Raw genomic sequence first — 25,181 nt, forward strand, 5'->3', positions numbered from 1 at the left:
GCCCCCATGGAATGAGGGCCCTGCTTTGAAATTCAAAACTTTTACTTCAGTTTATTTAGTTGCATATCGCAGATCCATCAGCATCTGAGTGATACGGACAGCTGTTTCCTGCAACTGATATTTTTCATGAGTTTCGCAACGCGAAATTTTTTCATGCACCTGGAACCAGTTTTCGAACAGTTCGTTACTCTTGGAGCGAACCAGATTCATAGAAACGGGCTGCATCAGGACGATACGATGCAGTTCGTGTGCAGTGTTTGAAAAATTACGCATGGAATTTTGAGTTGACTGTCTGAATGAGGGAGACTCAGTTGCCAGCCACTGATCTGCAATCAGAGATAACTGAGTGCTCTGTGTTTCCAGGGCAACAACCAGTTTCGCCATATCAATACTGTCCGAAGGAGTCTCCATTCTCAGTGCAATTCTCAAGGCATTGATCGAATTGTCTACCTTATCGAGCAACTGCAGTGCAGCAGGGCTTTCAACGGAATGGAACATCGCAGAGAAATCTTTCCAGGAAGATTCGATGTACCCGAAAGAAGTAATCAGATTCGATGTCGACTCATTATGGTTGACAGTGTCGATCAGGTTCTCGACAGTACCGTAGAATTCATCTGATGTCGCCAGATAATTAGCAGGTGGCAGGCTAATCAGTAAACGCAGAGTTGCACGACGATAAAATTCGTCAACATCGCGTTTCAGTGCTTCTGTCAAGTGTGCTACTTCCTGCAGATTGGCGCCATCCTGCGGCAACCAGAGCAGTTCCTGAATCGAACGATCCTGTTGCACAACACGCTGAATACCACGACTCAAAATGCGGTTGTGGTAAGAACGCAACCGGGTTGCGTATGTATTCCACGCATCGCGGAATGCCAGGTACTCACGCTTGATCGAATCATAGCTCTGCCGATCAATGATCAGATTTGTCACCTGAATCATCCGCTGTTCAATTTCCTGTCCCTGTCTTACCAGTTCCAGACGTTGCGGCTCGCGAGACAGCTCGAACTCTACATCCTGAATCAAGATGCCGAGAGCGTTACTCAAAGCAGATGTCTGCCGCAGGAGATCCGTTCTTTTAAGCTGAGGTCCAGTCTGGAGCAGGTCCCCCAGTTTACGATCAGCAGCATTCATGCTGGCAATCAGATTCTGTGATTGACGATCCAGACCTCGTACCTGATCCAGCTGCAGAGACACAACTCGCCAGAGTTGATCGATTTCACCATATTCAGCTGCAATCTGGTTCAAATCATTTGTCCGACGGACGCGGTCAGCCAGAATTGAAGCACGTGCCCGTACTTTCAATACATCGGCGACATATTCTCTTACTCCTGGCACCTGATACATCACACGGTTCAGTTGCATGGCCAGATCGGAAGAATCTCTCGCGAACTGATTCAGAGTATCTCTGACTTCATTGATGTTCACACGCGAGAGATTCAGCTGTGGAGTGGGAGGCAGATCAAGACCAGAGGGCTTGTACTCCCGATCTCGAGTTGCGAGTTCAGATTTTTCCAGCAAACGGAGCAGGTCATTGACCAGCTTACTGTTGTCACCATTCGGTGATTGTGCAAATGCACTCGAAGAAGTACCGGTTACGACGAAACCGGTGAGGACCAGCATTAACAGAACGCGAGGTCCAAAAGACAACATGTCCTTACGTTTCTTGTGGTGATTAGTAGTGTGGCGGTAGCGGGAATACATTCACACAATCCTTTCTCGTGAATTCTTTGGCTTGGTTAACATGTGCCTTCCATGACAATCGCTTGATCAGACTTCAGTCTGTTTCACCGATGACAACATCTGAACCATATGGGCCCGTTCAGATAGTCAGCTTAACTCCAGATAGGACGAACTGCTGATGAGAGGTAGCCTGAAATTTTCATATCGGCCTCGACGACTGAACCAGACTGATCAGGCGGCGAAGTTTACTGGTTTTGGAAATTACGTCAAGACCATGCTTTGAGTCCACCAGCGTTTAGCTCCCCGTCTTTTGACTGTTATCAAAATGGCCCACCATCATCTCTCATACAAGCCCCACAGTAAAGCTGGGAAAACAACACAAAGTCTCCTGCCTGCGTCCCATTTGTCGAATATAGAGGCTTGTAAAATCAGTTTCCTGTAATCATAAAATGGACGCACTATAGTTTGATCCATTGTAACTTTGGGACCGTATATTCTGTTGTTGTCAATATTACACTGGCAAACAGTCAGTATTATTGAAGCATATTTTTTACCCCATTCGGTAAACCATTATATTTAAGCATGTTACAAACAAATAAACATGTCGCACAATTGATTGGCACGCTGAATGCTTAAGAGTATAAACAGCCACTTTTAATCAACTACATGACATCATTCTGATCTTTGTGTCTACATGATGTTTCATCAGAACAGGAGAATTTCAATGTTGGTATTAACAAGAAAACGAGATGAAGTAATTCAGATTGGTGAAGACATTGTCATCAAGATTTTGAAGACCGGCAAAGGGGCAATCAAAATCGGAATTGAAGCTCCCGGTAACGTTCGCGTCATTCGGGGTGAATTACTGGAGACCGAGAATTCACCTGAACACCTGAGTGCCATGAATTCAGAGAGTGTCAACCAGGGTTTAAATGCTCAATGTGCCTGAAAAGGCAAGAGTGGAACGGCACACATTAGGTGAGCTGTTAATTTTCATATTTTTATTCCGTTAAGCCATCATAGAGGAAGTTGATAGGCCGGGCTTCAAAGTCGCCAGACGACTGAAATCGGAGGGGATCATGAATCGATCACAATGCAAATACAATCAAACTGAAACTGTTAATTCCGCTCGGCTTGTGGTCTGGGGAATGGTAATTCTGCTGACAGCAGTTTTTCTGTCAGGATGTGCTACCTTCTCTCACGCCGCAGAATACACTCCATACCAGGGGAACGATTACCGCAGTAATTACGACCTGCCTCTTGATCATGAAGAGGATTACCGCTATCGAAGCCCTTCAAATTCAGATTTCGCGCCCATTCCGCGTCATCGATCAGACTCAGACTATCAACCTGCTCAACGACATCGGAGATTTCGTCCGGTCTCCAATGAATTGAGCATGGATGATTATGATGCCAGATTAAAACAACTGCTTTCGGGAGAGGAATACCCCAATGACCGACCTCGAATCCGGATGCGTGACCAGTATCCCGAACAAAATTATTCTGTTCCAGATCGGCGAACACGAGACTCGTTTCAGTCTGATTATGACAGCCAGCGATTACGGGAACTGATTCGAGAATTACAGCAGAAATCGCTCCCTCAATATGACCGGGAACGGTACGACACCCGGTTTCCTGAACAGGTTCCACTGGATCCAAACCAGGAACTGAGAGCAAAGATTTCGCAACGCTATAACAGCCAGTCAGTTGTAGGAACGTTACAGACTCTGGACCCCCAACGGGCTTACTCCTTCTACCTGGAAGTAAACCGAATGATCGACTCACGTCATGTTCAACCTCCTTCTTATGATGTGCGTACTAAAAAATCGTTACAGAACCTGATCTTTGCAGTTGAAAATCAGAACTTTCTGAGAATCAACCGCGTGTCTGCTTCTCCAGATCAGATCCGCATGGCCCAGAATCGCTGGCAACAGCTGATGGATCAAAATACTGCACGATCTGCTCAGGATGCAGTAACTGTACTGCGTCAGGCTGCAGATATCGCAGGAAGCCAGTTACAGATGCCAGCGACAGGAGTCATATACGAATTTGCGTACGGCTCACTGGAAGCTCTGGATAAGCACTCGCGGTTTGAGTTTACTCCCACTACATCCGGTCCACGTGTTGACGCGGGAGGAAATAATATTGTCGGTGTTGGCGTGCAACTGAAAACCCATGATGACGGAGCAGTTATCCTCCGAACCCTGAATGGCGGCTCGGCAGCACAGGCTGGACTCCAACGTGGTGATGTTATCGTCGGTGTCAATCAGAGACGTCTCGCAGGTCTTTCTCTGGACGAAGTCGCCAATCTGATCACCGGTCCTGCAGGTTCGAGCGTCGCTCTCGAAGTTCGTCGTGAAAGCCGAACGGCCCGGGTCAACCTGAACCGTCAGGCGATTCGTATCACCAATATCAGTGAAGTAAAAATGGTGGATTCCCAACAGAAAATCGGTTTGATCCGCCTGGAGAAATTCGGCGAAGGGACTTCACAGGAACTGGATCAGGCATTGTGGAAACTGCACCAGCAGGGAATGCAATCGCTGATTTTTGACCTGCGGGGCAACCCGGGAGGATTATTGACTGAGGCGATCAGTGTCTCAAACCGCTTCGTACCCAGTGGGAAAATTGTTTCGACTCGCGGTAGATACCAGAGTGACAACACTGTTGAAACAGCAACTCATGATCAGACCTGGAAGATGCCTCTGGTTGTCCTGGTTGATGGCGACAGTGCCAGTGCCAGTGAAATCTTTGCAGCAGCAGTCCAGGAAAACCGCCGCGGATTGATTGTCGGCCGAAAGACTTATGGGAAGGGAACCGTCCAGACTCACTTCCCTCTGCAGTCCGTTTCCGGTACTTTCTGGCTGACGACTGCGAAATTTTACTCTCCAACGGGTAGAGAAATGGCGGGAGCGGGTGTGACCCCCGATATCCCAGTCAACATGTCTGAACGAGAACTGCAGAATATTGGTCCCGTTGATCAGGACTTACGAGCTGGCATCAATACAATTATGAGCCAGCGTCCTGGTGAACTCGTAAACAATATTCCAGCAGATCGTCAGGCCAGTCCACAACGATTTCAGTTTTCAGGATAAATTCAAGCGGGTAATGAATCACGTTTAGACTTAATCCTGATAAAATACAGACTCTCGTTTAATACTCGAATCGACAGACAGCCCCAGGCTGTTTCGGTTGCCCCGGCGTCGAGAACGGTATGATCCGAGAGTCTTTTTCCATTAATCCCCTATCAGCCATGAATTTAACCAGGCAGTAAAACTGCATATACTCTCGTCATGAAATGTAGAATCACGCAGGATGTTTCTGCAGCTGCAGAACTGATCCGAAACGGTGAACTGGTCGCTTTCGCGACAGAAACCGTCTATGGACTCGGGGCGAATGCGCTCGACCCGAACGCCGTCGCCCGCATTTTCGAAGTCAAACAAAGGCCTCATTTTGATCCCCTGATCGTTCATGTCGCAGAGATCGATTCACTCGCCGAATTTACCACAGGTTTATCGCCTCAAGCACAAAGACTCGCCGAGAGATTCTGGCCAGGACCTTTAACTCTTGTCTTACCTAAACAGTCTATGATCCCCGATCTGGTCACTTCAGGTCTGGATTCTGTCGCAATCCGCATCCCCGCACATCCTGTGGCTCGGGAACTGCTCAACGCCGCGGGCCTGCCGATTGCTGCCCCCAGCGCTAATAAGTTTGGATGCCTCAGCCCGACTCAGGCTCAACATGTAGCAGAACAACTGGGTGATGAAATTCCCATGATTTTGGAAGGTGGCCCCTGCCAGGTTGGCGTCGAGTCCACTGTCATCCAATGTAATGAGGATTCCATAGTACTTTTGCGTCCTGGAGGAATTTCACTGGAAGACATCGAAGCCTGTGCAGGAAAAGTGAGGCTTGCCAGAATTGAAGATTATGCAGAGACGAAATCTCAGGTCAGCCCTGGAATGCTTCCTCGCCATTACGCCCCTGGAACTCGGTTGCATCTGATTGATCAGTTAGATCAAATTCCCGATGTCAAGACGATTGGCGTCCTAAGCCTCTATCCACTTTCAGAGACAATTCTGGCTGGACGAGAATTTGCTGCTCAGGAAATCTTATCTCCCACGGGAGATTTAAAAATGGCAGCCGCAAATCTTTTTGCGGCCTTAAGAAACCTGGATCAATCCGGAGTCGAATGCATAGTTGCACTAAGATTGCCTGAGAGAGGACTGGGCAGGACAATCAATAATCGGCTGGAACGGGCCGCATACTGAACTATAGATTCAACTGAGCCTGTTCCTGAGAGTTAATTACGCACTCATGCATGATTGAAGACAATTGCTCCAGCTGTATCGGTTTCGTAGCAAAACTGTCACAACCTGCTGCAAGGCATTCTTCCCGTGATCCAGACATGGAGTGGGCCGTTAAAGCAATAATTGGAAGTCGATAACCAGACGCTCTGAGCTGCTTCGTCGCCCCGTAACCATCCAGTTCGGGCATCTGCATATCCATCAGGATCACATCAAATGCGTTTCCTTTTTCTACTGCTTCCTGCGCGAGCTTGACTGCAATGAGGCCATTTTCAGCCAGAGTCACATCATGGCCAGCTTTTTGCAGAAAATAGCGAATCAATCTCTGATTATCCGGTCCGTCTTCAGCGACTAAAATTCGATAGCTTTCGCTGCCTTCTGATTTTGGCTGACTGAGAACGTTCTGTTTTCCCTGACGTGCGAATGCAGTCTGATCTATATATTCTTCAGTCTGTAAATTGCCAGTCTTTACTGTCACAGTAAATATGGTTCCCTTACTGTATTCGCTCGACACCGAAATTTCGCCCCCCAGAATATGAGTCAGTCGTTTACAGATCGTCAATCCGAGTCCCGTCCCTCCGAATTTACGAGTGGTTGAACAGTCTGCCTGCACAAAAGGTTGAAATAACCGCGAGAGCTGAGTCTCTGTCATGCCGATGCCCGTATCTATTACATCGAATTGCAAGCCTTGCTCGTTTGAATCAAGGGTGACCGCTCTCAGTACCAGCTGAACAGTGCCTTCTCTGGTGAATTTAATGGCGTTACTTAAGAGATTAATCAGAATCTGTCGAAGTCGAACCGGATCACTTTCAATCCAGTTGGGAACCTGACCTTCCACTTGAATACTCAGATCAAGTCCTTTATCGATGGCCCGGATTTCCATCAGGGTTTTGACATCATCCACCAGCTCTGTCAATGAACACTCGATCGCTTCGACGTCCAGTTTATCGGCTTCGATTTTGGAAACATCCAGAATGTCATTTATCAATTCCAACAGGTACTCGCCATTCTTTTTAATGGTATCGAGATGACGTAAAGTCTCCGAATCCTGATTACGCTGCCTCATTATCTCTGCAAATCCCAAAATTGCAGTCATAGGAGTTCGAATTTCATGACTCATATTTGCCAGGAATGCGGTCTTAATCTTACTGGCGTTCTCTGCTTCCTGTTGTGCAATTACCAGATCTTCTACCATGTGATTAAATGTATTGGCCAGACGTCCGACCTCATCTTGTGATTCCACCTGGATACGATGGTCCACGTCACCTGCTGCGATTTTTTCTGCACTTCGGGAGAGCTCTAAGATGGGAGATACAATTCCTCGAGATATTATCCATACCGAGAATAAGGCAAAAATTGTCCCAATAAATGCGAGGATGCTGATGACGAGTATTGCTGACTGGATGGAAGCATCTGCGTGATAAGTTGCCTTAACAGTATTTGCGTGAATCAGCGGATGGATTTGATTGTGCAACAACTCATTGATCGTCTCCAGCTTCTGTTCATAACCCGCCAACTGGTGATCAATATCATCTGTAACATTTACGATCTGATTACCAAATGTCGTTGCCTTTTCAAACAGCGAATCAATTTCATTCATTCGCTGTAATTCCAACTGGTTGGAGATTGAGAGCAGATATTGTGCTTCGAACATCCGGAATTTACGTTCTGCATCAAAGATCCTCATCAGCAAATTCTGATTTCGCTGAACGATATATTCTTCAATTGAGCCAAACGTAATATTGAGATACTTCTCCATGTTATGAGATGCATCCGCTTTTATCAGCTCTGCTTCAGAGGGAATCCGATTCGTCTCTCTGTGCTCTTTTCCAATTAGTTGATCGATCTGCTTGACATAATTTACGAAGACGTGCAAGGATGCATCCCGTTTGTCTACCAGCCTGACAAGTTCAGCGGACATGCGATTGTATTCCGCATAATCTGATTCGATCCGCCTGTTTAGATCTGGCCCCAGATCGGACTGTGCCAGTTTCTGATAGCGACGGTAATTTTCCTGAAAGTGGTCCCTGGCAAGGATCAGTTTCTCTAGATGCTCTTTGTCTCTGTCACGGACATAGTCGAGGACCGCCCGCGCCATCTTGCCTGCTTCGATTTCCATCTCCAGAATTGAAGCTTCGAGAGGCTCTTCTACGGTCACCAGTTGAGAAATGTCATGATTGATGTTGGACAGCTGATATAGAGTCACGGCTCCACTGACTACCTGAACCAGCACCAGTAGTCCAAACGCGCACTTGAGGCGATCAGAGATTGACCACTTTCGCAGCTTAGCAGAGACCCGTGTTAATGGCTTATAAGTGTGCATTAGATTCAGACAGCGCTGGTTCAGTTTACGATGGAGAAGCTGCAGATGAATCGCTGATGCGTCAGCTGCCTGTGATCATGACTGGAGAAGAGTAGATTCACCGCCTTAAAACCGGGGGCATTCACCTCCTTAAAAATGTATCTTCCAAATAAAAACCGGTCATCAAAGAAACACCATTACTCAAGAGATTATAAGAATGTGTGCGAGAGGATTCGGAGAGTGAGGAATTCAACGAAGATGACAGTTGCAGGGAAGACGCCACAGGTTTCACCAGACAAGTCAGTCAGCTTTGAACAAAGCGAACCATTCAACCTGAAGTGAGATCAAGAGGAGATGATCTGATCAATAAAAAACGCCAGCACCGTTCAGAGGGGGGTGAACGATACTGGCGATCAACAAAATCTGAATTAAAAATGAAATCTGCAACGATCAAGTTACAGCTGGTTCAGTTCGGCAAGAGTGAATTCTGAGAACCAGACCGCTACCTGTTTCATCATTAACCAGATAAGATCAGGGATGCTGTCTCATGGTCGGTAACCTAGTCGTGAATCTGATAATAACCGGCTAGCACTAAAGTTGGTTATAGCCTATATCAGGTCATTTTTAGTTATCGAAATCTACCTGATCAAATCCGTAACCATATTTGAAAATCGACTGTTAAAGTGATTCTCCACGATGGACGGATCGTCGCAAAGATACCGATTATGGCGATATTTCACCAGGTGGCTGGAAGCCTTTCAACAAGGCTCAGCTCAGGCACGTACCAGGCAATGAGATTTGATTTCTGCGGCAATCTCTGAGAGGGGCAATACTTTGTCTGCCAGTCCTGCCATGACGACAGCTGCAGGCATACCCCAGACAACACTGGAAGCTTCGTCTTGAGCGATGATCGTTCCGCCGACACGAGCAACCTCGTGACTTCCCTCGATTCCATCTTCCCCCATACCTGTCAGCATCACAGCCAGTGTGGCACTTCCATAGTGTTCTGCAGCTGTTCGGAATAAGGGATTGACAGAGGGACGACAGAAATGCTCTGGAGGCGCCTGATTGATCAATGTTACTTTCTGACCATTCTTTTCACCTATAAGCATATGACTGCCTCCAGGGGCAACGTATGTCTTATTCGACTCCAATGGTTGATCGTGCTTTGCTTCTACAGTGATTCGCCCGCTATCCTTCTGAATGTGAGAAGCCAGAATTTCTGTAAACCCGGGAGGCATGTGCTGTACGATCAGAATCGGCATCGGGAAATCAAGGGGTATCTGTGGCATTAATTCAGCCAGTGCCTTAGGCCCACCTGTGCTGGTCCCAATCACAAGCACCTCTGGTTGCTTGTAAAACTTGATATTTCTCTTGAACAAAGGTGTTGAAGCAGGAGAAGCAGCAGGGGCCTCTGTCCTTAAAGAAGCAGAAGTAGTGACAGTCTGAGTTGTGGAACTGCGTTTGCCAGCTACCGCCTTGATCATCATGACCAATTCGCGAGAGAGTACTCGAATACTTTCCGCTGCGCTTGCCGTCTGTGGTTTTGCCACACATCCTACAGCCCCCAGCGAAAGCGCTTTGACTGTTGTTTTCGCGCCCTGACTGGTCAGACCACTGGCCATGATCACAGGAACATCGGGAAAGTCACACTGAATTCTCTGTAATGCCGTCAATCCATCCATGACAGGCATCTCAACATCGAGGATCACGACATCCACAGGATTCGTACGCATCCAACTCAAAGCCCGTTCCCCGTTCATCGCAGTACCAGCAACGATGATTTCGGGCTCTTGCTCAAGAGACTTGGAAATCAGGCCGCGAATGACAGCTGAATCATCTACGATTAAAACACGAATCGGTTGTGGGGACATAACTAGACTTACCTGTTCGTACAGCGGATATCAGCGAGAGCATGAGCCTGCTGCATTGAGGAGAATTAGATATAGATACGGGCTTCTCTGTAATAACAATAGGTCACAAACAATCTCACCCTTGGAAAGGGGCTTTTATTTTTTTATCTATTCAGCAATCCATGGCAGCCCAATCGGCCCATTCGCTATAATCAGTCCGCACTATATTATGATGTATATTGCATTTATCGAGTTGCACTGCCTCTAACTGCCATCAATTTCAGGAACCTCTAATGCCAGTCCATCCCCAGGTTGCACGTTACCTAGATGAAATTGCTCAGATAGATTTACCTCCGTTTGAAGAGATGACTCCGGAGTTCGTCCGCTCAACATTAACTCCCTCACCTGCCCCCCATTTACCAGCAGCTCAGATTGAAAACATTTTTATTCCCGTCGGTGACTCCCAGATCGAAGCTCGATTATATACTCCTGCAAATACCCCTGATGCTACTCCCCCGGATAAGTGGCCCGCGCTGATTTATTTTCACGGCGGGGGCTGGGTCATGGGAACCCTCGATGCCTATGATGGACTATGTCAGGATCTGGCTGGAAACGCTGGTTGTAAAGTGATCTCTGTTGATTACCGGATGGCTCCAGAATACCCGTACCCTATTCCCTTTCAGGATGCTTTCACAGCAACACATTGGATTACAGATCAGGCAGATACTTTACATCTCGATCGTAGTCGAATTGCGATTGGAGGTGATAGTGCCGGCGGGAACCTCGCCACAGCAGTCGCCCTCAAAGCTCGGGAAGCAGAGAACATCAGTTTAAATTACCAGTTACTGGTTTATCCCGTAACGAATTATTTCTTTGACACCGAGTCCTATCATAAATATGCGACAAATTATTTTCTGACCAGAAAAGCAATGCAGTGGTTTTGGGACCAATATCTGCCTGACGAATCATCGGGGCGAGAAATCTATGCTTCTCCATTGCGTTGCAAAGAGTTGAAGGGACTTCCCGAGGCCTTGGTGATTACTGCGGGATATGATCCTCTCTACACAGAAGTGGTACAGTACGTTGAACAAATGCAGACCTCTGGAGTCGATGTGACCCATATCAATTTTGAAGATATGATCCATGGATTTTTCCGGCGCTCTGATGTCTTCGACCGTGCGTATGAAGCCGTACAGTTGGCTGGTCGTCACCTAAAAAAGGTTTTTACTCGCAATTAAGCAACAGCCAATCTATTTTCATTCCTCTGCTGCGATCTGCCGCAGTTTACCTGAAATGAGAAACTGCAAGACTACACAACTGATCAAACTCAGATAAAACGCTGGCATGATAATACCGTTTGCGCCAATTGAGAAACGAAAGAAAAAATACATTATCTGCAAAAACGGTGTCAGACAGGCCTGGAGTAGGATCAAGCTACCAATTGCAATCGCCAGCGCGCCCCAACGTACTACCAGGGAATAGTAAGCCAGCAGATGTAAAAAGACGACATATTGGACCATGATCAGTGGGATGTAAATCTGCCAGCTGATGTCAACCATTTCCAGCAGACTGTCAGGTGCCAGTATTAGAATCAGAAGGATCCCACTGACAACTGGAATGAGTGCCAGACTTAGCCCCACAGTTTTTTCATAAATAATCCTCGAGAGAGAATGGGGGAGTAAAAGCATTAATGGCAGCATCTTTTGTCTGTGCTCATCTCGAAACATCTGTGAAACATATAGAGTACTTTCGACTATAAACCCTGCACTAAGTAATAGCAGCGAAGTACTCATCATTCCTCGCCAACTGTATGACGAGATAAATGATACCGAAGAATAACCATCCAGAAACATCCCTCCCGCTGTGATGAGCACAACCAGTAGAGGATAGATAACCAGTTTGAGAATAAATGCCTGCTTGCCTCCAGAATTAAACTCAAACTCTTTCCACACAAATGCCATCTGCCCGGGACGACTGTTACGAAGTCGCGTTTTCAGACTTGGCTTTGGATTGCTAACCCGACCTGCATCAATACGAAGGGACCAGGGTTCAAAACAGGCCCAGGCAGCAAAAAAAGCGACTACAGCTATAAAAATATTACTAACAACCTGCATGCTGAGAACCGACTCTTTAAATCCCACCTGCAGTATAGTTTGAAAACGTTCAATAACGGAAATCTGCTGACTCAGGTGATGAATCGACTCAACCCCTTGAGCGATAAACCCCTGAGAATCAATCAATCCACGAGATTGCAGATTTGCAAACGTTTCTGAAAGCAGTATTGGTAGCACGAACAGGAAAAAAAGCAGGATCATTACGAGGGCAATCGCAGTCCCCGAACGTCTGGCATATACAGAACAAAGTAGTGCCAGATTTGAAATCAGTATGACATATGCCACCATCGCCAAAAGTGTTGCAAATATCTGAAGGGGGGTAATTCCTCCCAGTGCGACGGCCAGAATCAGAAATGGCAACTGTGCCAGGATCAGTAAAATGATACGGACTGCTCTGACAGTCGATTTTCCCAGGAGTAATCCCAGAGAACTAATGCCAGCCAGCTTGAGCAAGGGCAGTGTTTCTTCTTCTTTTTCTTCAGTAATCGCGGTAGAAAAAATCCCAATTCCAGCAAGAGTCACCAGCCAGAAATTGAGCCAGACAATTTTCGTAAAAAAATCAAGCCCCGGAGAGCCAATACGTGCACTGCTGAGCCACGAAGAAAAAAAAAGGATAAATACCAGGCCGATGCTAGCAAATCGAAATAGATGTATTTTCCTGAGTTGTACATCTTTCTTGAGTGCAAAATTGGTGAAGATCAAAGATCCGCGAAACATACAGAGCCTCTTTCAGTCGAACTGTTCGTTCAACGGAACATCGAGAGAATATAGAATGTGACCTTTTTTTTCCGTAACTTGCGGAGATTTTAAAAAGAGGGTTTCCGGCGTTTCACCTAGAACCAGCAGCTTCCCGGTACTCTCGACGGCTCGTTGCACGTTGAGATATTGTTCTCCTGAAAATCCTGTCACACGGCTTAATAGAACAGGAAACAACTGGTCAAGCGAATCATCTACCTCCCTCTCTTTCAGCTTGAAGGTCCCGGTCAAACTGACAGTTGCCCAGGCGCCAGATTGATATTGGGGAGAAGAATATAACACAGAGGCAACATCCAGCGATCTGCCACGAAAAAACAAGCGATCCTGTTCCTGTTCGAGTTCATATAACTTCGAACCAGCCAGAAAATAAATCTGTTTAGTTCTTGTCGGAAACTTATCATCGATTCTCAGCGCGAGCGCTTCCAGGCCTGATTCGTTTTTTAGTACGGATTCAACTGAGACAGCAAATCCCGTTTTACTGGTTCTGGATTTATGTAAATAACTTTGTGAAGAATTGGGGGGGATTTCGAGGTACATCATTCCCTGCGATCCACTCATGCTGATCCCGTTGACCGGAGAGAATTCATTACAGGCTGCATAGAGATGTTCCTCGCCCTCGTGTGTAATCTCGTAAGTGCCTCCTGTCACCATTCCCAGACTGGACCATTCACTCAGAATCATATCCTGATCTGGCATTACTGAAGCCAGCATAAGGGAGTGAACCTGGGAGTTCTGATTCGAACTATATTTTCCACTCACATAGAAAATCAGACTGAAAACCACAATGCCCAGAAAATACCATAAATAATATTGGTGAATTCTTCGGGACAATCTAGTTGCAAAGTAATATCCCGGCCCAACTACAAGTAAATACAGAAACGCGAGAAAAAAATTGAGATACCAGATTCGATGCGGTTTACTCATTTCTGTCAGGGTGGTCAGTATCTCTTCATCACTCATCTGGTAATAAAATATATCTGCATGCGGGTAGTATCCACTATCTGAATTGAAGTAATATGCTTCAGTTAATTTGTCTGCCTGATCTGATAAATTCTTAGATTTCTTCTGTGTACTCTGAACCAACTTATTAATATCGTTCGATGAAAGCTGGTTGATTTTTTGTGGATGTCGAATAATTCTACCTAACCCATATCTGATCAAAGACGAGTTCTGATCTAATGGAGAAAACGTTTCAGGAAATACTTGATCTTCGCCTTGCGTATTTTGAAATATATGAAGCGTTCCCCCCAGATAGATCCATTGTATAAAAGCCGTTCTGCGTGCTTTGTCCCACCTGGGAACGTGGTCTAATACTACGGCTTCCAGAGAACCTACCGCATCAGTCAGTGGAGGAAATATTTCTTCCGGGTACTGCTTAATTCCAGGTAGTCCCCGTTCCAGGCTTCCAGCACTGATAAGCTGTACGATCGCCTTTGTCTTGACAGGTATGGGCGCGAGAAATGATTTTGAATTCTGCTTTTCTCCCTCTTGCCAGGTTGCTGTCCAGTTGGCATTCGATTCTGAAAAGTAGGGATAGAGCTGCACCCATTTCGTATCATGGGGGGCAATGTAAACCGAAGTTGAGATCGCCAAGCCGATCGGCTGTCCCCGAAATGACTCCGGTTGAAAGCGCAACTCCCCTTCAAACGGAGATTCCTGATTATTTTCAATCAGAAAAGTAACAGGGTTAAAATGATACGCTACAGGACGGTCCTGGAATGACCAGCGAATTTCATGTATTTCCAGAGCGAAAGCCTGTGAAGTAATCAAGAGCAGAGGAAGGACTATAATGTTCTTCCATCTGAATCTGAATTTAATAATTCGCGCCTTCATACTGGAAATCTAATACTCCCCAACCAGATTTCCATCCTGGCGATTGGCCAGACGTTTTAAAATTTCGTAATCGGTTTTCTGGCTGATGTAACGTACGGATGCATCTCCCAGGCTAAAGTGCGCTCCCTCAGCATGGAAACTTGAAAAGCCTCCCACACGGAGCATAGATTTGCGTTCCTCCGCCGTCGGTTCTTCCGTTTCACGTATTCCATCCGGGTTGCCGTTTGTCATCTCTTCATATTCGTCATAGTAACTATCGGACATCGGATCATTTTGGAACTGATATTCACGTGAATCACCATAGGGAAATGCAACTCTTGATGAGATACGTGATGCCAGGGACTGATTAATTTTGGTGCCCATATTACGCAGCGTAGAGGATGTTCCCGAAGTCCAGCTTAAAAAACCACCATCGGCTGTTTCTCCCACAAAAATGGTGTAGGCACGCCCATCTTTCAGGTCCTTCTCTCGAATGCTGCTGTTCAAAAAAAAGACTCCCTGATTATCTGAGTCGATCGGAGTCTCAACGTCATTCTGACAGCCTGCATAGTTATATCCCCCCAGATAACTGGAAGGACACACAAAACAGGCTAGTCTATGGTTCGCAATTTCTGAATTGACCGGGTCATAAACACCTTTCGCAAAATCATAACGCTGGAACGCCACCCGCTCGTCCAGTAAAGGAAGTATCTGAATCACCCAACCAACATGATAGCCTTGTGGCTGATTCAAAATGGGCCCCTGGGAATTAACCGTCCCTGAGGGAAGCACCAGATGTGCCATCTGATAATTCTGCAATGCAATTCCGAGTTGCATCAGATTATTTTTACAGGTTGTCGCTCGTGCCGCTTCGCGAGCTGACTGAACCGCAGGAAGCAGGAGCGCAATCAGTATCGCGATGACAGCAATCACACACCATAGCTCCATCAATACAAAGCCAGCAGATTTTGATTTCTTAACTGGTAGAGAGATCATCGATAAGAACCCATCAGCAGGAAATGCCCGTCAAAGAAAAACTTTCATCACCTTGAATCAACTGACTTAAAACTCCGGAAGCAATTGACCATCATGTCGGTTGGCCAATGCCTGATAGACGGTCTCATCAATGTTTTCACTGAGGAAACGAACACTTCCGTCTCCCAGTCCAAACTGAGCGCCCCCTGTATGATAACTGGAGAAACCACCAACACTAAGTGGGTTTTCCGCTGCCTTCGATTCCCCAGCTGCCTCAGTAGACTCACCTTCCGAAGTTCGTGCATCGAACTGAGCTTTACCAGGATAGTAGTTCAACCCGTTGGCGTTAATACTGGTGCCAGCATTCCTCAATGTGGAACGTGTTCCTGAGACCCAGCCTCGTTGATTACCGCCAGCGAATTCACCGACAAAGATTGTTTTGGAAGACCCATCCAGAATTTCGTCGTACCGCACGCTGCTGTTGAGAAACAGAACTCCATTATTATTCACATCGATTGGTGCTTCGATGTCATTCTGCATCCCTGCATAGGTATTTCCCGGAGAAGGGTTCGATGGGCAACTGAGCAACGGAATCTGATACTCGGCAACCTGCTTATTCACCGGGGCATAAACACTCTCTTTAAAATTGAACTTATTGAATGCAACTCGTTCGTCCAGATACGGTAGAATCTGAAGGATCCAACTGACGTGATACCCCTTTGATTCACTTCGCACAGGCCCCGTAGGATTGATTGTCCCGGAAGGCAGTACGTTGTGCGCCATCTCATAATTCTGAAGTGCGATATTGATCTGCATCAGATTATTTTTACAGGACGCCCGATGGGCCGCCTCCCTTGCCTGCTGCACAGCTGGCAAGAGTAATGCGATGAGAATTGCGATAATGGCAATCACGACCAGCAACTCAATTAAGGTGAAACCACACTTTTTATGCGTGAACTTCAGCTTAGGCAACAAATCTAAATGTGGCATGATCTTCCCTTTAAATCAAACTTTCCTGCGGGGATACAGTATTATTATTCTGAGTTTTGACTCTTAACAGTAATTGGCCATTCTCTGATGACACGCACGCGATAAATATCATCAGCGGGATAACTCGCCTTTGTTGTGATGATATATGAGTCTTCCATTTGTCTGTTTTTCTCTACTTCAATGACTACTTCACCTGGATTAACTTTTCCCATCGACTCGACCTCTACTTTCCATGTTTCGCCATCGTAGTCTGTATCTTGAATCATTCTTCTGACAGCTCTCTGAGCAGCAGCATCTCCCAATGAGGAAGCTTGTAGCAGGTATTGTTGCTGCTTGAGCTGCTTGGCCTCGACTTGACTCTGCTGCAATATTTGCCCCACGACTGCTAATGCCAGAATCAGACACAGCATGGGAATGAGCACAAAAGATCCACGCCGCACATGTGTCTTCTGTGCTCTTACTCTATTCAAATACCGATTTGTCGTTTTTCGATATGAGTTCATGCTTCACTCTGTCTGCTCTGACTGTTTCTGAATCTGACCAACTCGATTCAACTGTGCTTCACACCGGAATAACTGGAAATAAGCTTGCAGAGTTTTATTCTCATGTCCTGTCTCATCTGGAATTTTCAGCTCCATAGAAACCAGTTCCTGCTGATTCATTTTTTCTGCCTGAAAAGTAACACCTGCCTGCGGGAGTAAATATTCATCCTGTGAGACAAGTTTACCTTCCTTGTGATATTCGCGACGAATTCCTTCACCCGGGGAATTTGTCAAATAAGTGATAGATGTGTTTTGTCGCAGTGCCAGCTTAAGTATTTGCTGACTATTCTGTTTAGCTATCTCTGCGGTCTGAGCTGTAGACACATCTTCTCTGAACTTGTGCGCGATCTTTTGAAGCACCAGTTGATTCTCAAGGCGTTCTGTCCCCCTCATCTCCACTCGCATCAGGAATGCCAGAGTAGTCACTGCTGCAGTGAACAGAATCGACATCGCTGACATTACTGCCAGCATTTCGATCAACGAAAATCCCTGACGAAACTTCGTACAAGAACGTCGTTGTATTCTTCTTTTGTCTGATATGATCATGAAATATTCATTCATATAACCAGAGGGTCAGCGTAACAGGATCAACATTTTCCCCGTAGATATTTCTCCAGGAGACTTTGATAGCAACCTGACGGACTCCTGATACTTCGCCATCATCTGTGTTGACTACAGAAAGTTCTACTTGAGGATCATTGAGATCTAACTCCCCAATCAGCGCTGACTGATAATTATTAAGACGCTCCTGACTCAAGTCCTTCCCGGAATTTTCTCCACGAATTCGTTCAGCCAGATTTCCAACCGCTGTGACAACCAGATACCTTTGATCGATGTCTTTCCTCTGCTGGCCAATAACCTTAAACGCGGGAAGTGCCACTGCCATAGTTGCCCCCACCAGAATCATCGAGATGAAGGCTTCGAAGAGGGTAAATCCACCTCGATGATTTAAGAGGACCTTTCGTTCTGGATGATTTTTATTGCAATTTCTCATTGGAACAATGACTCAGGAAATTTGGAACAACAGATAAACTAAAGGCATAAACAGAGCTATGACAAAGTAACCGACCAGTACCGCGAGAGTACAAACCAGAACGGGTTTACAGATTTCTGTGAAGTATCTGATTCTGCGAAATCTGCGCTGCTCAATCGTATCAGCCAGGGAACGCAATACTGTGGGAAGATTACCCACTTTTTCAGCAGTCATACAAAGACCTGCCTCTGCACTGGAGAGAACTTTCGCCTCACGTAAAGATTCCCAGAAATCATTACCCTGACGAACTCGTTGCGCTGCTGACTGCGTCTGCACTCTTACATCAGACCAGAGGTGATAATTTCCAATAGAATCCAGGGCGAGAAGAGGAGGCCTCTCGATCACCACGGTTTGCGCAATTTGCCGTAAACATTGGGGTGTATTCAGACGGGGAAACCAGCCCGTAATAAATGGAATATTGAGGTTCGACCAACCGAAGTAATTACCAAAATGTAAAATTGCCAGTACTACCAGTGGCAATGAGAATATTGGAAAGAACAGATAGAAGTATGAGAAGATCACATCGCTGGCAGTCATGAGTGACTGTGTAATTGATGGTAATTCAAAACCGAAATCCAGGAAGATCTTTTTGAACTTCGGAACAATCCAGTACATGATAAACCCAGTGATAATAAACTGCAGCGAAAGAATGATTGTGAGGTATAGAATCAGATTTGCAAAATTCGATTTATCAGAACTGTTACCTAGTTTTTTTGTCGCTCTGACCGCCGAATCCCGTAAAGCAATCCCCGGATTGTTAGTCTTCTCACCGATATTTAATGCCACAATTGCTGACTGGGGTAGCAAACCTGAATTTTCTGCCAGTGCCTCGGAAAGGGATTCACCGGAATGCAATCTGCTGCTGAACCTTAACAATCGGTCCCGGTATCTTCCTTTCTTCGTTTGAGAATAACGATCGATTTCTGCCGCCAGGGGAATATTCTTCTCAACGCAAAACGTCATCAACCAGAGCAGTTCTGTTTCCCGAGATCGTTTGTTTAATGACAGGATATTTAACACACAGCAGAAGACAGCAATCATCAGGATAAAAAAAGGAATAATGTAAATTAATACTGGAATGAAAATCAGTAGAGGTAAACCCAGCAAAATCCAACCTCCCGTCCGGATAATATGCAAGCGATTTTGCATAACTTCTGAGAGACTGTACTCATCTTCCTGGTTGATAGAACGCAGTAACTGTAAGCACTGCCATTCCAGATAGATTGTGAAGATATAAATCAAGATTGTTGGCAGAGCGACCAGGGCAGTTCCAAGAATAGTTACTTGATTGGTTACCACAGCAATAATATTAAGCAGGAGCAATATCACACATAGAGCCAGCATGAACAGAGTAAATGCTTTCCAGCAGATTTTGATCAGCTGATTGACTCCCTGATGACCAAAATCCTGCACCCGCCGCGCAAGCATGACCGAAGTAATTCCTGCTATTGGGAAATAGACAAAGAAAGCCAGACTGAATATCACGCCCAGAAATTCCACGGTCGTCAAACTTTCAAAATGGACTATGAGAGATCATTTAATAATTTGATCATTGGTAAATAGATTGCCACGATTGGAATGCCCAATAAAAGCAGCATTCCAGATATCAGCACAGGCTGCAGGATGAATATCAGTGTGCCTGTTTTCAAATCTGCTTTGGTCTGATAGATGTTACTGCTGGCACGTAATGACTCAACGAAGACCTGTGGGTGGTCCTGCCAGCGAAATATATGAATAAAACTTTTCGTAAAATGTGGAGAACTTTGAGCGGATTCCATCAGGCTGAACCCCGCATTGGTTCGTTTAATCAGAACTTCACACCCTGCGATCAGGTTCGGATCACGCGTCATCTGAGCCGCCAACATAAGTGCTTCGGGTAATTTCATCCTGGCATCAATCAGGCCAGCCAGCATGCGGCAGAATTGAGAGATCGAAGTATTACTCAAAATAGAACCAAACACGGGTATCTGATTCAGTAGCCGGCGTCTCAAGGCACGCTTCTTTAGAAAATCAAAACTGAACCAGATGAGTGACATCCCCCCAATAACAATGAACGCGATCTTAATTCCATGCTTGGTTAACAGATCAGCGACGCTGATCATCAGAACTGTCAGCCCGGGAAGCTCAGTGCCGAAGTCTTCAAAAAGTGATTTAAAATTTCCAACGATGATCGTCATCAGAAAGTAGAACAAAATCAAAGAACCAAAAATTAATACGATTGAATAGAAAAAAGATGTCAGCAATTTATGTCTTGCCTGTCTACGCTGTCTCTCGCTGGCAATATAATCTTCAATCACAGACTCCAGTTTTTCTGTACCTGCGGAGACATGAATCAGAGTAGCCAGGTTTTGTGGTACCGATTGCAAATGCCGTTGGAAGGTATCCTCTTGAGATCTTCCCTGCTCCAGGTCTAATGCCATCCTCTGAAAAGTTCGTGCCAGGCTGATTGATGGCGATTCTTCCGCCAGTGTTCGCAAACTGGCTGACAATGGTAATCCTTCTATTTGAGGCTGTTTTTTGTTTCGGATCGAGTCCAGATAATCAGTGCTAACATCCCAAACAGCTTTACCGTAGTCCTCTAATGACTCTCCCTCAAATTCAGTAATATCAACAGCATTGCCATCGCTGAATTCTAAATCTGGAGTCTGATTTGACTCTATCAAATCAACTCGAACAATTTTCAGTCCCTGCTCCATCAGCTTGATACGGGCAGACTCATCGCTGCGTGCATTCACAAAGCCGCTGACTTCCTGACCATCAGAATTAATACAGAGATAGGAATATTGTTTCATTAGACCGAAGGGCTTCCCAGCATTTTCAAAATCTCGACGAAGGGTAAAAAAACGAGCAGTGCATAACAGACTGTAATACCACCTGCGACTAATACGACTAATCCCACAGGTACGATGTTTTTGATCCATTCAATACGGTTTAATACGCGCGTCTGATAAACACGGGCAATTTCGGACATGATGTCCGGCAGGCGATTTTGATGTGCGGGATTCATCAACATGGATTGAATATATCCAGGTAATTCTGCTGCAGACTGAATACTGCCTTCAATTCCCTCCCCCTGTTCAAGTTTTTCCGCCACTGCACGGAACTGATTGACCATTTTCGAATTGCCCGTACACTCTGCTGCGAGTACGAGTGAATCAGATAAAGGAATATGATATGAAAGCAAAACACCGGCCATTTCCGCAAAAGTGGAATAGTTCATATCGAGCACCAACCTGCGATAGCCGGGGACCCACCCATATGCGATGTTGGTTGCCAGAGATTTCAAACCAGACTGATTAACTTCTCGAGACAACATGAATGAATGCCGACTGAATTTCCAGCTGAAAAGCAAGGCCAGAAATATCGCAGGAATCAGTATGAACCAGTTCTGGTAAAATCCGAACAGGCTCTTGAGCATGTTCATCACTAAAGTATTTTTGAGCTGAAATAGTTCATTCGCGTTGACCAGTTCTGGAAAAATAACGAAGCAGACAAAGAGCGAAAGCATAAAAGCGATAATCAGAATTATCGCTGGATAGATCAATGCTGCTCCCAGTTCGCGTCGCAAATCCATCCTGGCCCGAGCAAAAGAAGCAAAGGATGTCAGTGCTTCCGGCAAACGCCCCATTCTGATTCCTGATTTGATCAGCGCGACGTAGGTAGACGGTAACTGGATCGCTTCGGACTGGACAGCCTCATCCAGAGAAGCTCCTTCCTCGATTTTTTGCAGTAGATGCCTGATGAAGTCCTGCGAATCCGCTTTCAAATATTTTGCGGCATTTCTGAGCCCTTCATCTAACGGAATTCCAGTGTGGACCATCGCAGCCAACTCATCATTGAGATCAGCCAGACTTTCAGTTGAAACTCTCTGGGATTTGGGTTGATTCGAATTCATCATGAATGTTGTTATCTCACCGGCCACTACGACAACATGTGTTCTTGTGTCCATTTTAAGCTGAAATGGCCCGACCTGCCAGCGCAGACCGCCAGATGTGATCAAAACAAATCATCTGAAATGTCAGAACTTTCTCGGACCTATTTCCTTCTGATGACCCTGTCTCTGAAGGATTTTGTCTATAAACATCGAAAATACACCATTTTCCGTCACCAGAGTCTCTGGGAACCCCCATAACACTATAATTCTGATTTACGGTAGCAAGTACCCGGCTCGATTACAGTTTACAGATTGAAGACTGCAGATTACAAAGAGGAATAACTTCCAGACCGCTCTGGAGTTATTAAATATCGATCAGGATGACAGCCGGCTCACAGGCTTGTATTACGGAAAGACCTCCACATGATTCGTACCAAAATTAAAGCAGCACTGCATACCTCCCAGCCCGGCGAAACAATCAAGGTATCCGGGTGGGTCCGCACACGCCGTGATTCGAAGAGTGGCTTTTCTTTTGTCGAGCTCAACGATGGTAGTTGCATGTCTAATTTACAAATCGTCATCGATCAAAGCGTTCCAGACTATGAAACGTTGATCAAAGATGTCACTACCGGTTCCAGTATCTCAGTCACTGGAAAAGTGAATGAATCACCGGGTAAGAATCAGCGAATAGAGCTGCATGCTGAATCGTTTACTCTGTATGGAACTGCAGACGCTGAAAGTTACCCTCTCCAGAAGAAACGACACAGCTTCGAGTTTCTCAGAGAAATTGCCCACCTGCGCCCCCGCACCAATACTTTTGGTGCCATTACCCGCGTCCGCAATGAAGCCGCGTATGCAATTCATCGCTTCTTTCAGTCCAGGGGGTTTGTCTATATTCAGACTCCAATTATTACCACCAGTGACTGCGAGGGAGCAGGCGAAATGTTTCAGGTCACGACACTCAACCTGGAACGTCTGGCGCAAGTTCAGACAGAAATCGACTTTTCTCAGGACTTTTTCGGTAAACCTGCATCTCTGACAGTTAGCGGTCAACTGGAAGCAGAGATTTTTGCCACCTCGCTCGGTGAGTGTTATACCTTCGGCCCAACATTCCGAGCAGAGAATTCAAATACATCCCGTCATCTGGCTGAATTCTGGATGATTGAGCCTGAAATGCCCTTCTATGATCTTGAAGACAACATGGCACTCGCAGAAAGTTTTGTCAGAACTGTCATTGGCGATGTTCTGCAAAACTGTCCTGAAGACATGGAGTTTTTCAACCAGCGTATCGATCAGACCACATTAGAAAAACTGCACAACATTACCGAAAACGAATTCATTCGGCTCTCTTATACCGAGGCCATCGAAATTCTGAAATCCTGTGGAAAGCAGTTTGACTTCCCCATCGACTGGGGCAGTGATATGCAGTCCGAACATGAACGATACTTAACTGAGGAACACTTTAAACAACCCGTCATCGTTTACAATTACCCCCGAACGATCAAACCCTTCTACATGCGTTGCAATGACGATGGTAAAACCGTCTGTGCTATGGACGTACTTGTTCCAGGTGTTGGTGAGATAATCGGAGGAAGTCAGCGCGAAGAACGCTACGATGTTCTCATTGATCGTATGCGGGAAGGCGATCTAAACCCCGAAGACTACTGGTGGTACACCGACTTACGGAAGTACGGTACAGTCCCTCATTCAGGCTTCGGACTCGGGTTTGAGCGTTTGATTCAGCTACTGACCTCTATGACTAATATCCGTGACTGTATCCCCTTCCCTAGAACTCCTAAAAACGCGGAATTCTGAACCAGTGAAATCATTTAGCCTGCAAGCCTAGATGTTTTTGGAACCACTCGACGACAGCCTGGCTGGCGCGCGTCTGGTCATCCCCTTTAAAACCATGAGCCGCCTTTTCAATAACAAGTAACTCAGCCGGGACGTTTTTCTCCTTAAACTGCTGCATGATGTTTTCACTATGGCTGATGGGAACCAGTTTGTCCTGGTCACCATGAATCAACAGGGTCGGCGAATCATCGGGAGTGACTTGCAGTAGTGGGGAGAAATCATCAGCGAGTTCCTTGTCAAACTGTAGTGCAGGAAACCGTTGGTAATAGGGAGACGTTTCTTCAACGAACTCACGCAAGTCAGTAGGAGGATAATAGGCAGCAACTGCAGCCACACGATCACTCTGTTGTAACACCTTATCTTTTGCGTCCGGTTCTCCCTGATCCGATGTCGTCCCCAGGATCAGCGATAAATGCCCTCCGGCACTTCCACCCCAAACCCCCAGTCGGTTGGGATCCACACCGTATTCTTTCGCATGCAGACGAATGAACCGCACACTTCTTCTCACATCCTCGACCACTTCCGGGATTTTGAATTTAGGGCTGCTGCCATGCCTGACACAAAATACTGTAAAACCGCTATCTAATAATGGCTCAAACCACGACAACATATTTTGAGGCTCCGTCCAGCGCGAATACCATCCGCCACTAACCATGAAAAGTACGCCAGCGCCGTTCGGCTTCTCGGGTTGGAACACATCGAATGTCAGTGCCATTCCAAATTTATGCCCATAAACGACGTCCGGAATGATTTTGACTTCTTCTTCCGCCTGAGCAACTGACTGCGCAGGCATAACTAGTGAAAAGAGTACTAAGGTAGCGAATAAGATTTTCATATGTTGGTTTCCTCAGGCAATTCATACCCATTTGAGGTTGAGGTGAATTTCACTTGTTTCACTCTAAGCGAAGTTGGATTAAACCTTAAAAGAATCAGGTAAAACTTCAGCAGTTCACTTTATCCACGTGTTATTTGATTATCTTGACTTACCCCCGCAGATCGCAAGGATTTCCGGAAATAATTCGTGGATCAATATGCTGTTCTCCAGAGAGCTTTCATCGCTGTGCTACTGGCTGAATGAAAAAGAATCAGTTTCTC

Annotated in this window: 19 protein-coding genes; 5 read left to right on the forward strand and 14 right to left on the reverse strand. The window is 45.9% G+C overall.

All coding sequences use genetic code 11. The features are described 5' to 3' along the window. Positions 1-51: 51 nt before the first annotated feature. Positions 52-1,650 (reverse strand): hypothetical protein, encoded by a 1,599-nt coding sequence (locus tag FYZ48_RS06750; protein WP_149338678.1) that lies wholly within the window; start codon positions 1,648-1,650, stop codon positions 52-54. Positions 1,651-2,404: 754 nt separating this feature from the next. On the opposite strand from FYZ48_RS06750, the gene FYZ48_RS06755 reads away from it, so the two are divergent. The 3 genes from FYZ48_RS06755 (at position 2,405) to FYZ48_RS06765 (ending at position 5,945) form a co-directional block, all read left to right on the forward strand. Further along, on the forward strand, positions 2,405-2,629 hold the full coding sequence (locus tag FYZ48_RS06755) for a carbon storage regulator (RefSeq protein ID WP_145443177.1): 225 nt from the start codon (positions 2,405-2,407) through the stop codon (positions 2,627-2,629). Positions 2,630-3,077: 448 nt separating this feature from the next. After that, positions 3,078-4,772 carry a S41 family peptidase gene (locus FYZ48_RS06760; RefSeq protein WP_187781898.1) on the forward strand — a complete coding sequence of 565 codons (1,695 nt, stop codon included), beginning with the start codon at positions 3,078-3,080 and terminating at the stop codon, positions 4,770-4,772. Positions 4,773-4,970: 198 nt separating this feature from the next. Then, entirely contained in the window at positions 4,971-5,945 is a 975-nt protein-coding gene (locus FYZ48_RS06765; protein ID WP_149338682.1) for an L-threonylcarbamoyladenylate synthase, read from the forward strand. Between the two features lies 1 nt (position 5,946). Here the strand turns inward: FYZ48_RS06765 and FYZ48_RS06770 are convergent, their stop codons facing one another. Further along, positions 5,947-8,304, reverse strand: coding sequence for an ATP-binding protein (locus tag FYZ48_RS06770; RefSeq protein WP_149338684.1), 2,358 nt, complete (start codon positions 8,302-8,304; stop codon positions 5,947-5,949). Positions 8,305-9,056: 752 nt separating this feature from the next. Beyond that, positions 9,057-10,157 (reverse strand): protein-glutamate methylesterase/protein-glutamine glutaminase, encoded by a 1,101-nt coding sequence (locus FYZ48_RS06775; RefSeq protein ID WP_149338686.1) that lies wholly within the window; start codon positions 10,155-10,157, stop codon positions 9,057-9,059. 272 nt (positions 10,158-10,429) lie between these two features. Here FYZ48_RS06775 and FYZ48_RS06780 point away from each other — a divergent pair, with 272 nt between their 5' ends. Beyond that, positions 10,430-11,374: an alpha/beta hydrolase gene (locus FYZ48_RS06780; RefSeq protein ID WP_149338688.1), complete on the forward strand. Its 945-nt coding sequence runs from the start codon at positions 10,430-10,432 to the stop codon at positions 11,372-11,374. A gap of 18 nt (positions 11,375-11,392) precedes the next feature. Here FYZ48_RS06780 and FYZ48_RS06785 read toward each other — a convergent pair whose 3' ends face one another. The 10 genes from FYZ48_RS06785 to FYZ48_RS06830 form a co-directional block, all read right to left on the reverse strand. Next, the gene (locus FYZ48_RS06785) at positions 11,393-12,967 is read right to left on the reverse strand and encodes an ABC transporter permease (protein WP_149338691.1); all 1,575 of its coding nucleotides are present in this window, start codon (positions 12,965-12,967) and stop codon (positions 11,393-11,395) included. Positions 12,968-12,979: 12 nt separating this feature from the next. Next, positions 12,980-14,839, reverse strand: a complete 1,860-nt coding sequence (locus FYZ48_RS06790; protein ID WP_149338693.1) for a hypothetical protein — start codon at positions 14,837-14,839, stop codon at positions 12,980-12,982. A gap of 9 nt (positions 14,840-14,848) precedes the next feature. Further along, the gene (locus FYZ48_RS06795) at positions 14,849-15,814 is read right to left on the reverse strand and encodes a DUF1559 family PulG-like putative transporter (protein WP_149338695.1); all 966 of its coding nucleotides are present in this window, start codon (positions 15,812-15,814) and stop codon (positions 14,849-14,851) included. A gap of 66 nt (positions 15,815-15,880) precedes the next feature. Then, positions 15,881-16,783 carry a DUF1559 domain-containing protein gene (locus FYZ48_RS06800; protein WP_149338698.1) on the reverse strand — a complete coding sequence of 301 codons (903 nt, stop codon included), beginning with the start codon at positions 16,781-16,783 and terminating at the stop codon, positions 15,881-15,883. A gap of 44 nt (positions 16,784-16,827) precedes the next feature. Next, a complete protein-coding gene (locus FYZ48_RS06805) occupies positions 16,828-17,223 on the reverse strand; it encodes a hypothetical protein (protein WP_149338700.1) in 396 nt (131 codons plus the stop codon). A 66-nt stretch (positions 17,224-17,289) separates the two neighbouring features. Then, entirely contained in the window at positions 17,290-17,886 is a 597-nt protein-coding gene (locus FYZ48_RS06810; protein ID WP_149338702.1) for a PulJ/GspJ family protein, read from the reverse strand. Continuing rightward, complete coding sequence (locus FYZ48_RS06815; RefSeq protein WP_187781900.1) at positions 17,879-18,319, reverse strand: pilus assembly FimT family protein; 441 nt, start codon at positions 18,317-18,319, stop codon at positions 17,879-17,881. Before FYZ48_RS06815 ends, FYZ48_RS06810 begins: the two co-directional genes overlap by 8 nt. Before the next feature lie 12 nt (positions 18,320-18,331). Beyond that, positions 18,332-19,858, reverse strand: coding sequence for a type II secretion system F family protein (locus FYZ48_RS06820; RefSeq protein ID WP_149338706.1), 1,527 nt, complete (start codon positions 19,856-19,858; stop codon positions 18,332-18,334). 23 nt (positions 19,859-19,881) lie between these two features. After that, on the reverse strand, positions 19,882-21,150 hold the full coding sequence (locus tag FYZ48_RS06825) for a type II secretion system F family protein (RefSeq protein ID WP_187781901.1): 1,269 nt from the start codon (positions 21,148-21,150) through the stop codon (positions 19,882-19,884). Next, positions 21,150-22,358, reverse strand: coding sequence for a type II secretion system F family protein (locus tag FYZ48_RS06830; RefSeq protein WP_149338715.1), 1,209 nt, complete (start codon positions 22,356-22,358; stop codon positions 21,150-21,152). Before FYZ48_RS06830 ends, FYZ48_RS06825 begins: the two co-directional genes overlap by 1 nt. Before the next feature lie 297 nt (positions 22,359-22,655). On the opposite strand from FYZ48_RS06830, the gene asnS reads away from it, so the two are divergent. Continuing rightward, positions 22,656-24,047 (forward strand): asparagine--tRNA ligase, encoded by a 1,392-nt coding sequence (gene asnS / locus FYZ48_RS06835; RefSeq protein ID WP_149338719.1) that lies wholly within the window; start codon positions 22,656-22,658, stop codon positions 24,045-24,047. 10 nt (positions 24,048-24,057) lie between these two features. On the opposite strand, the gene FYZ48_RS06840 is transcribed toward asnS, so the two are convergent. After that, entirely contained in the window at positions 24,058-24,921 is an 864-nt protein-coding gene (locus FYZ48_RS06840) for an alpha/beta hydrolase family protein (protein WP_149338723.1), read from the reverse strand. Positions 24,922-25,181 lie beyond the last annotated feature (260 nt).

Source organism: Gimesia chilikensis (assembly GCF_008329715.1).
Taxonomy (GTDB): domain Bacteria; phylum Planctomycetota; class Planctomycetia; order Planctomycetales; family Planctomycetaceae; genus Gimesia; species Gimesia chilikensis.

Bases quoted from the DNA above. Each gene is read 5' to 3' on its own strand.
- FYZ48_RS06815 (WP_187781900.1), bottom strand. From the start codon at position 18,319: ATGAGAAATTGCAATAAAAATCATCCAGAACGAAAGGTCCTCTTAAAT.
- asnS (WP_149338719.1), top strand. From the start codon at position 22,656: ATGATTCGTACCAAAATTAAAGCAGCACTGCATACCTCCCAGCCCGGC.
- FYZ48_RS06760 (WP_187781898.1), top strand. From the start codon at position 3,078: ATGGATGATTATGATGCCAGATTAAAACAACTGCTTTCGGGAGAGGAA.
- FYZ48_RS06755 (WP_145443177.1), top strand. From the start codon at position 2,405: ATGTTGGTATTAACAAGAAAACGAGATGAAGTAATTCAGATTGGTGAA.
- FYZ48_RS06825 (WP_187781901.1), bottom strand. From the start codon at position 21,150: ATGAAACAATATTCCTATCTCTGTATTAATTCTGATGGTCAGGAAGTC.
- FYZ48_RS06795 (WP_149338695.1), bottom strand. From the start codon at position 15,814: ATGATCTCTCTACCAGTTAAGAAATCAAAATCTGCTGGCTTTGTATTG.
- FYZ48_RS06785 (WP_149338691.1), bottom strand. From the start codon at position 12,967: ATGTTTCGCGGATCTTTGATCTTCACCAATTTTGCACTCAAGAAAGAT.
- FYZ48_RS06800 (WP_149338698.1), bottom strand. From the start codon at position 16,783: ATGCCACATTTAGATTTGTTGCCTAAGCTGAAGTTCACGCATAAAAAG.
- FYZ48_RS06750 (WP_149338678.1), bottom strand. From the start codon at position 1,650: ATGTTGTCTTTTGGACCTCGCGTTCTGTTAATGCTGGTCCTCACCGGT.
- FYZ48_RS06780 (WP_149338688.1), top strand. From the start codon at position 10,430: ATGCCAGTCCATCCCCAGGTTGCACGTTACCTAGATGAAATTGCTCAG.
- FYZ48_RS06765 (WP_149338682.1), top strand. From the start codon at position 4,971: ATGAAATGTAGAATCACGCAGGATGTTTCTGCAGCTGCAGAACTGATC.
- FYZ48_RS06775 (WP_149338686.1), bottom strand. From the start codon at position 10,157: ATGTCCCCACAACCGATTCGTGTTTTAATCGTAGATGATTCAGCTGTC.
- FYZ48_RS06840 (WP_149338723.1), bottom strand. From the start codon at position 24,921: ATGAAAATCTTATTCGCTACCTTAGTACTCTTTTCACTAGTTATGCCT.
- FYZ48_RS06810 (WP_149338702.1), bottom strand. From the start codon at position 17,886: ATGAATGAATATTTCATGATCATATCAGACAAAAGAAGAATACAACGA.
- FYZ48_RS06770 (WP_149338684.1), bottom strand. From the start codon at position 8,304: ATGCACACTTATAAGCCATTAACACGGGTCTCTGCTAAGCTGCGAAAG.
- FYZ48_RS06790 (WP_149338693.1), bottom strand. From the start codon at position 14,839: ATGAAGGCGCGAATTATTAAATTCAGATTCAGATGGAAGAACATTATA.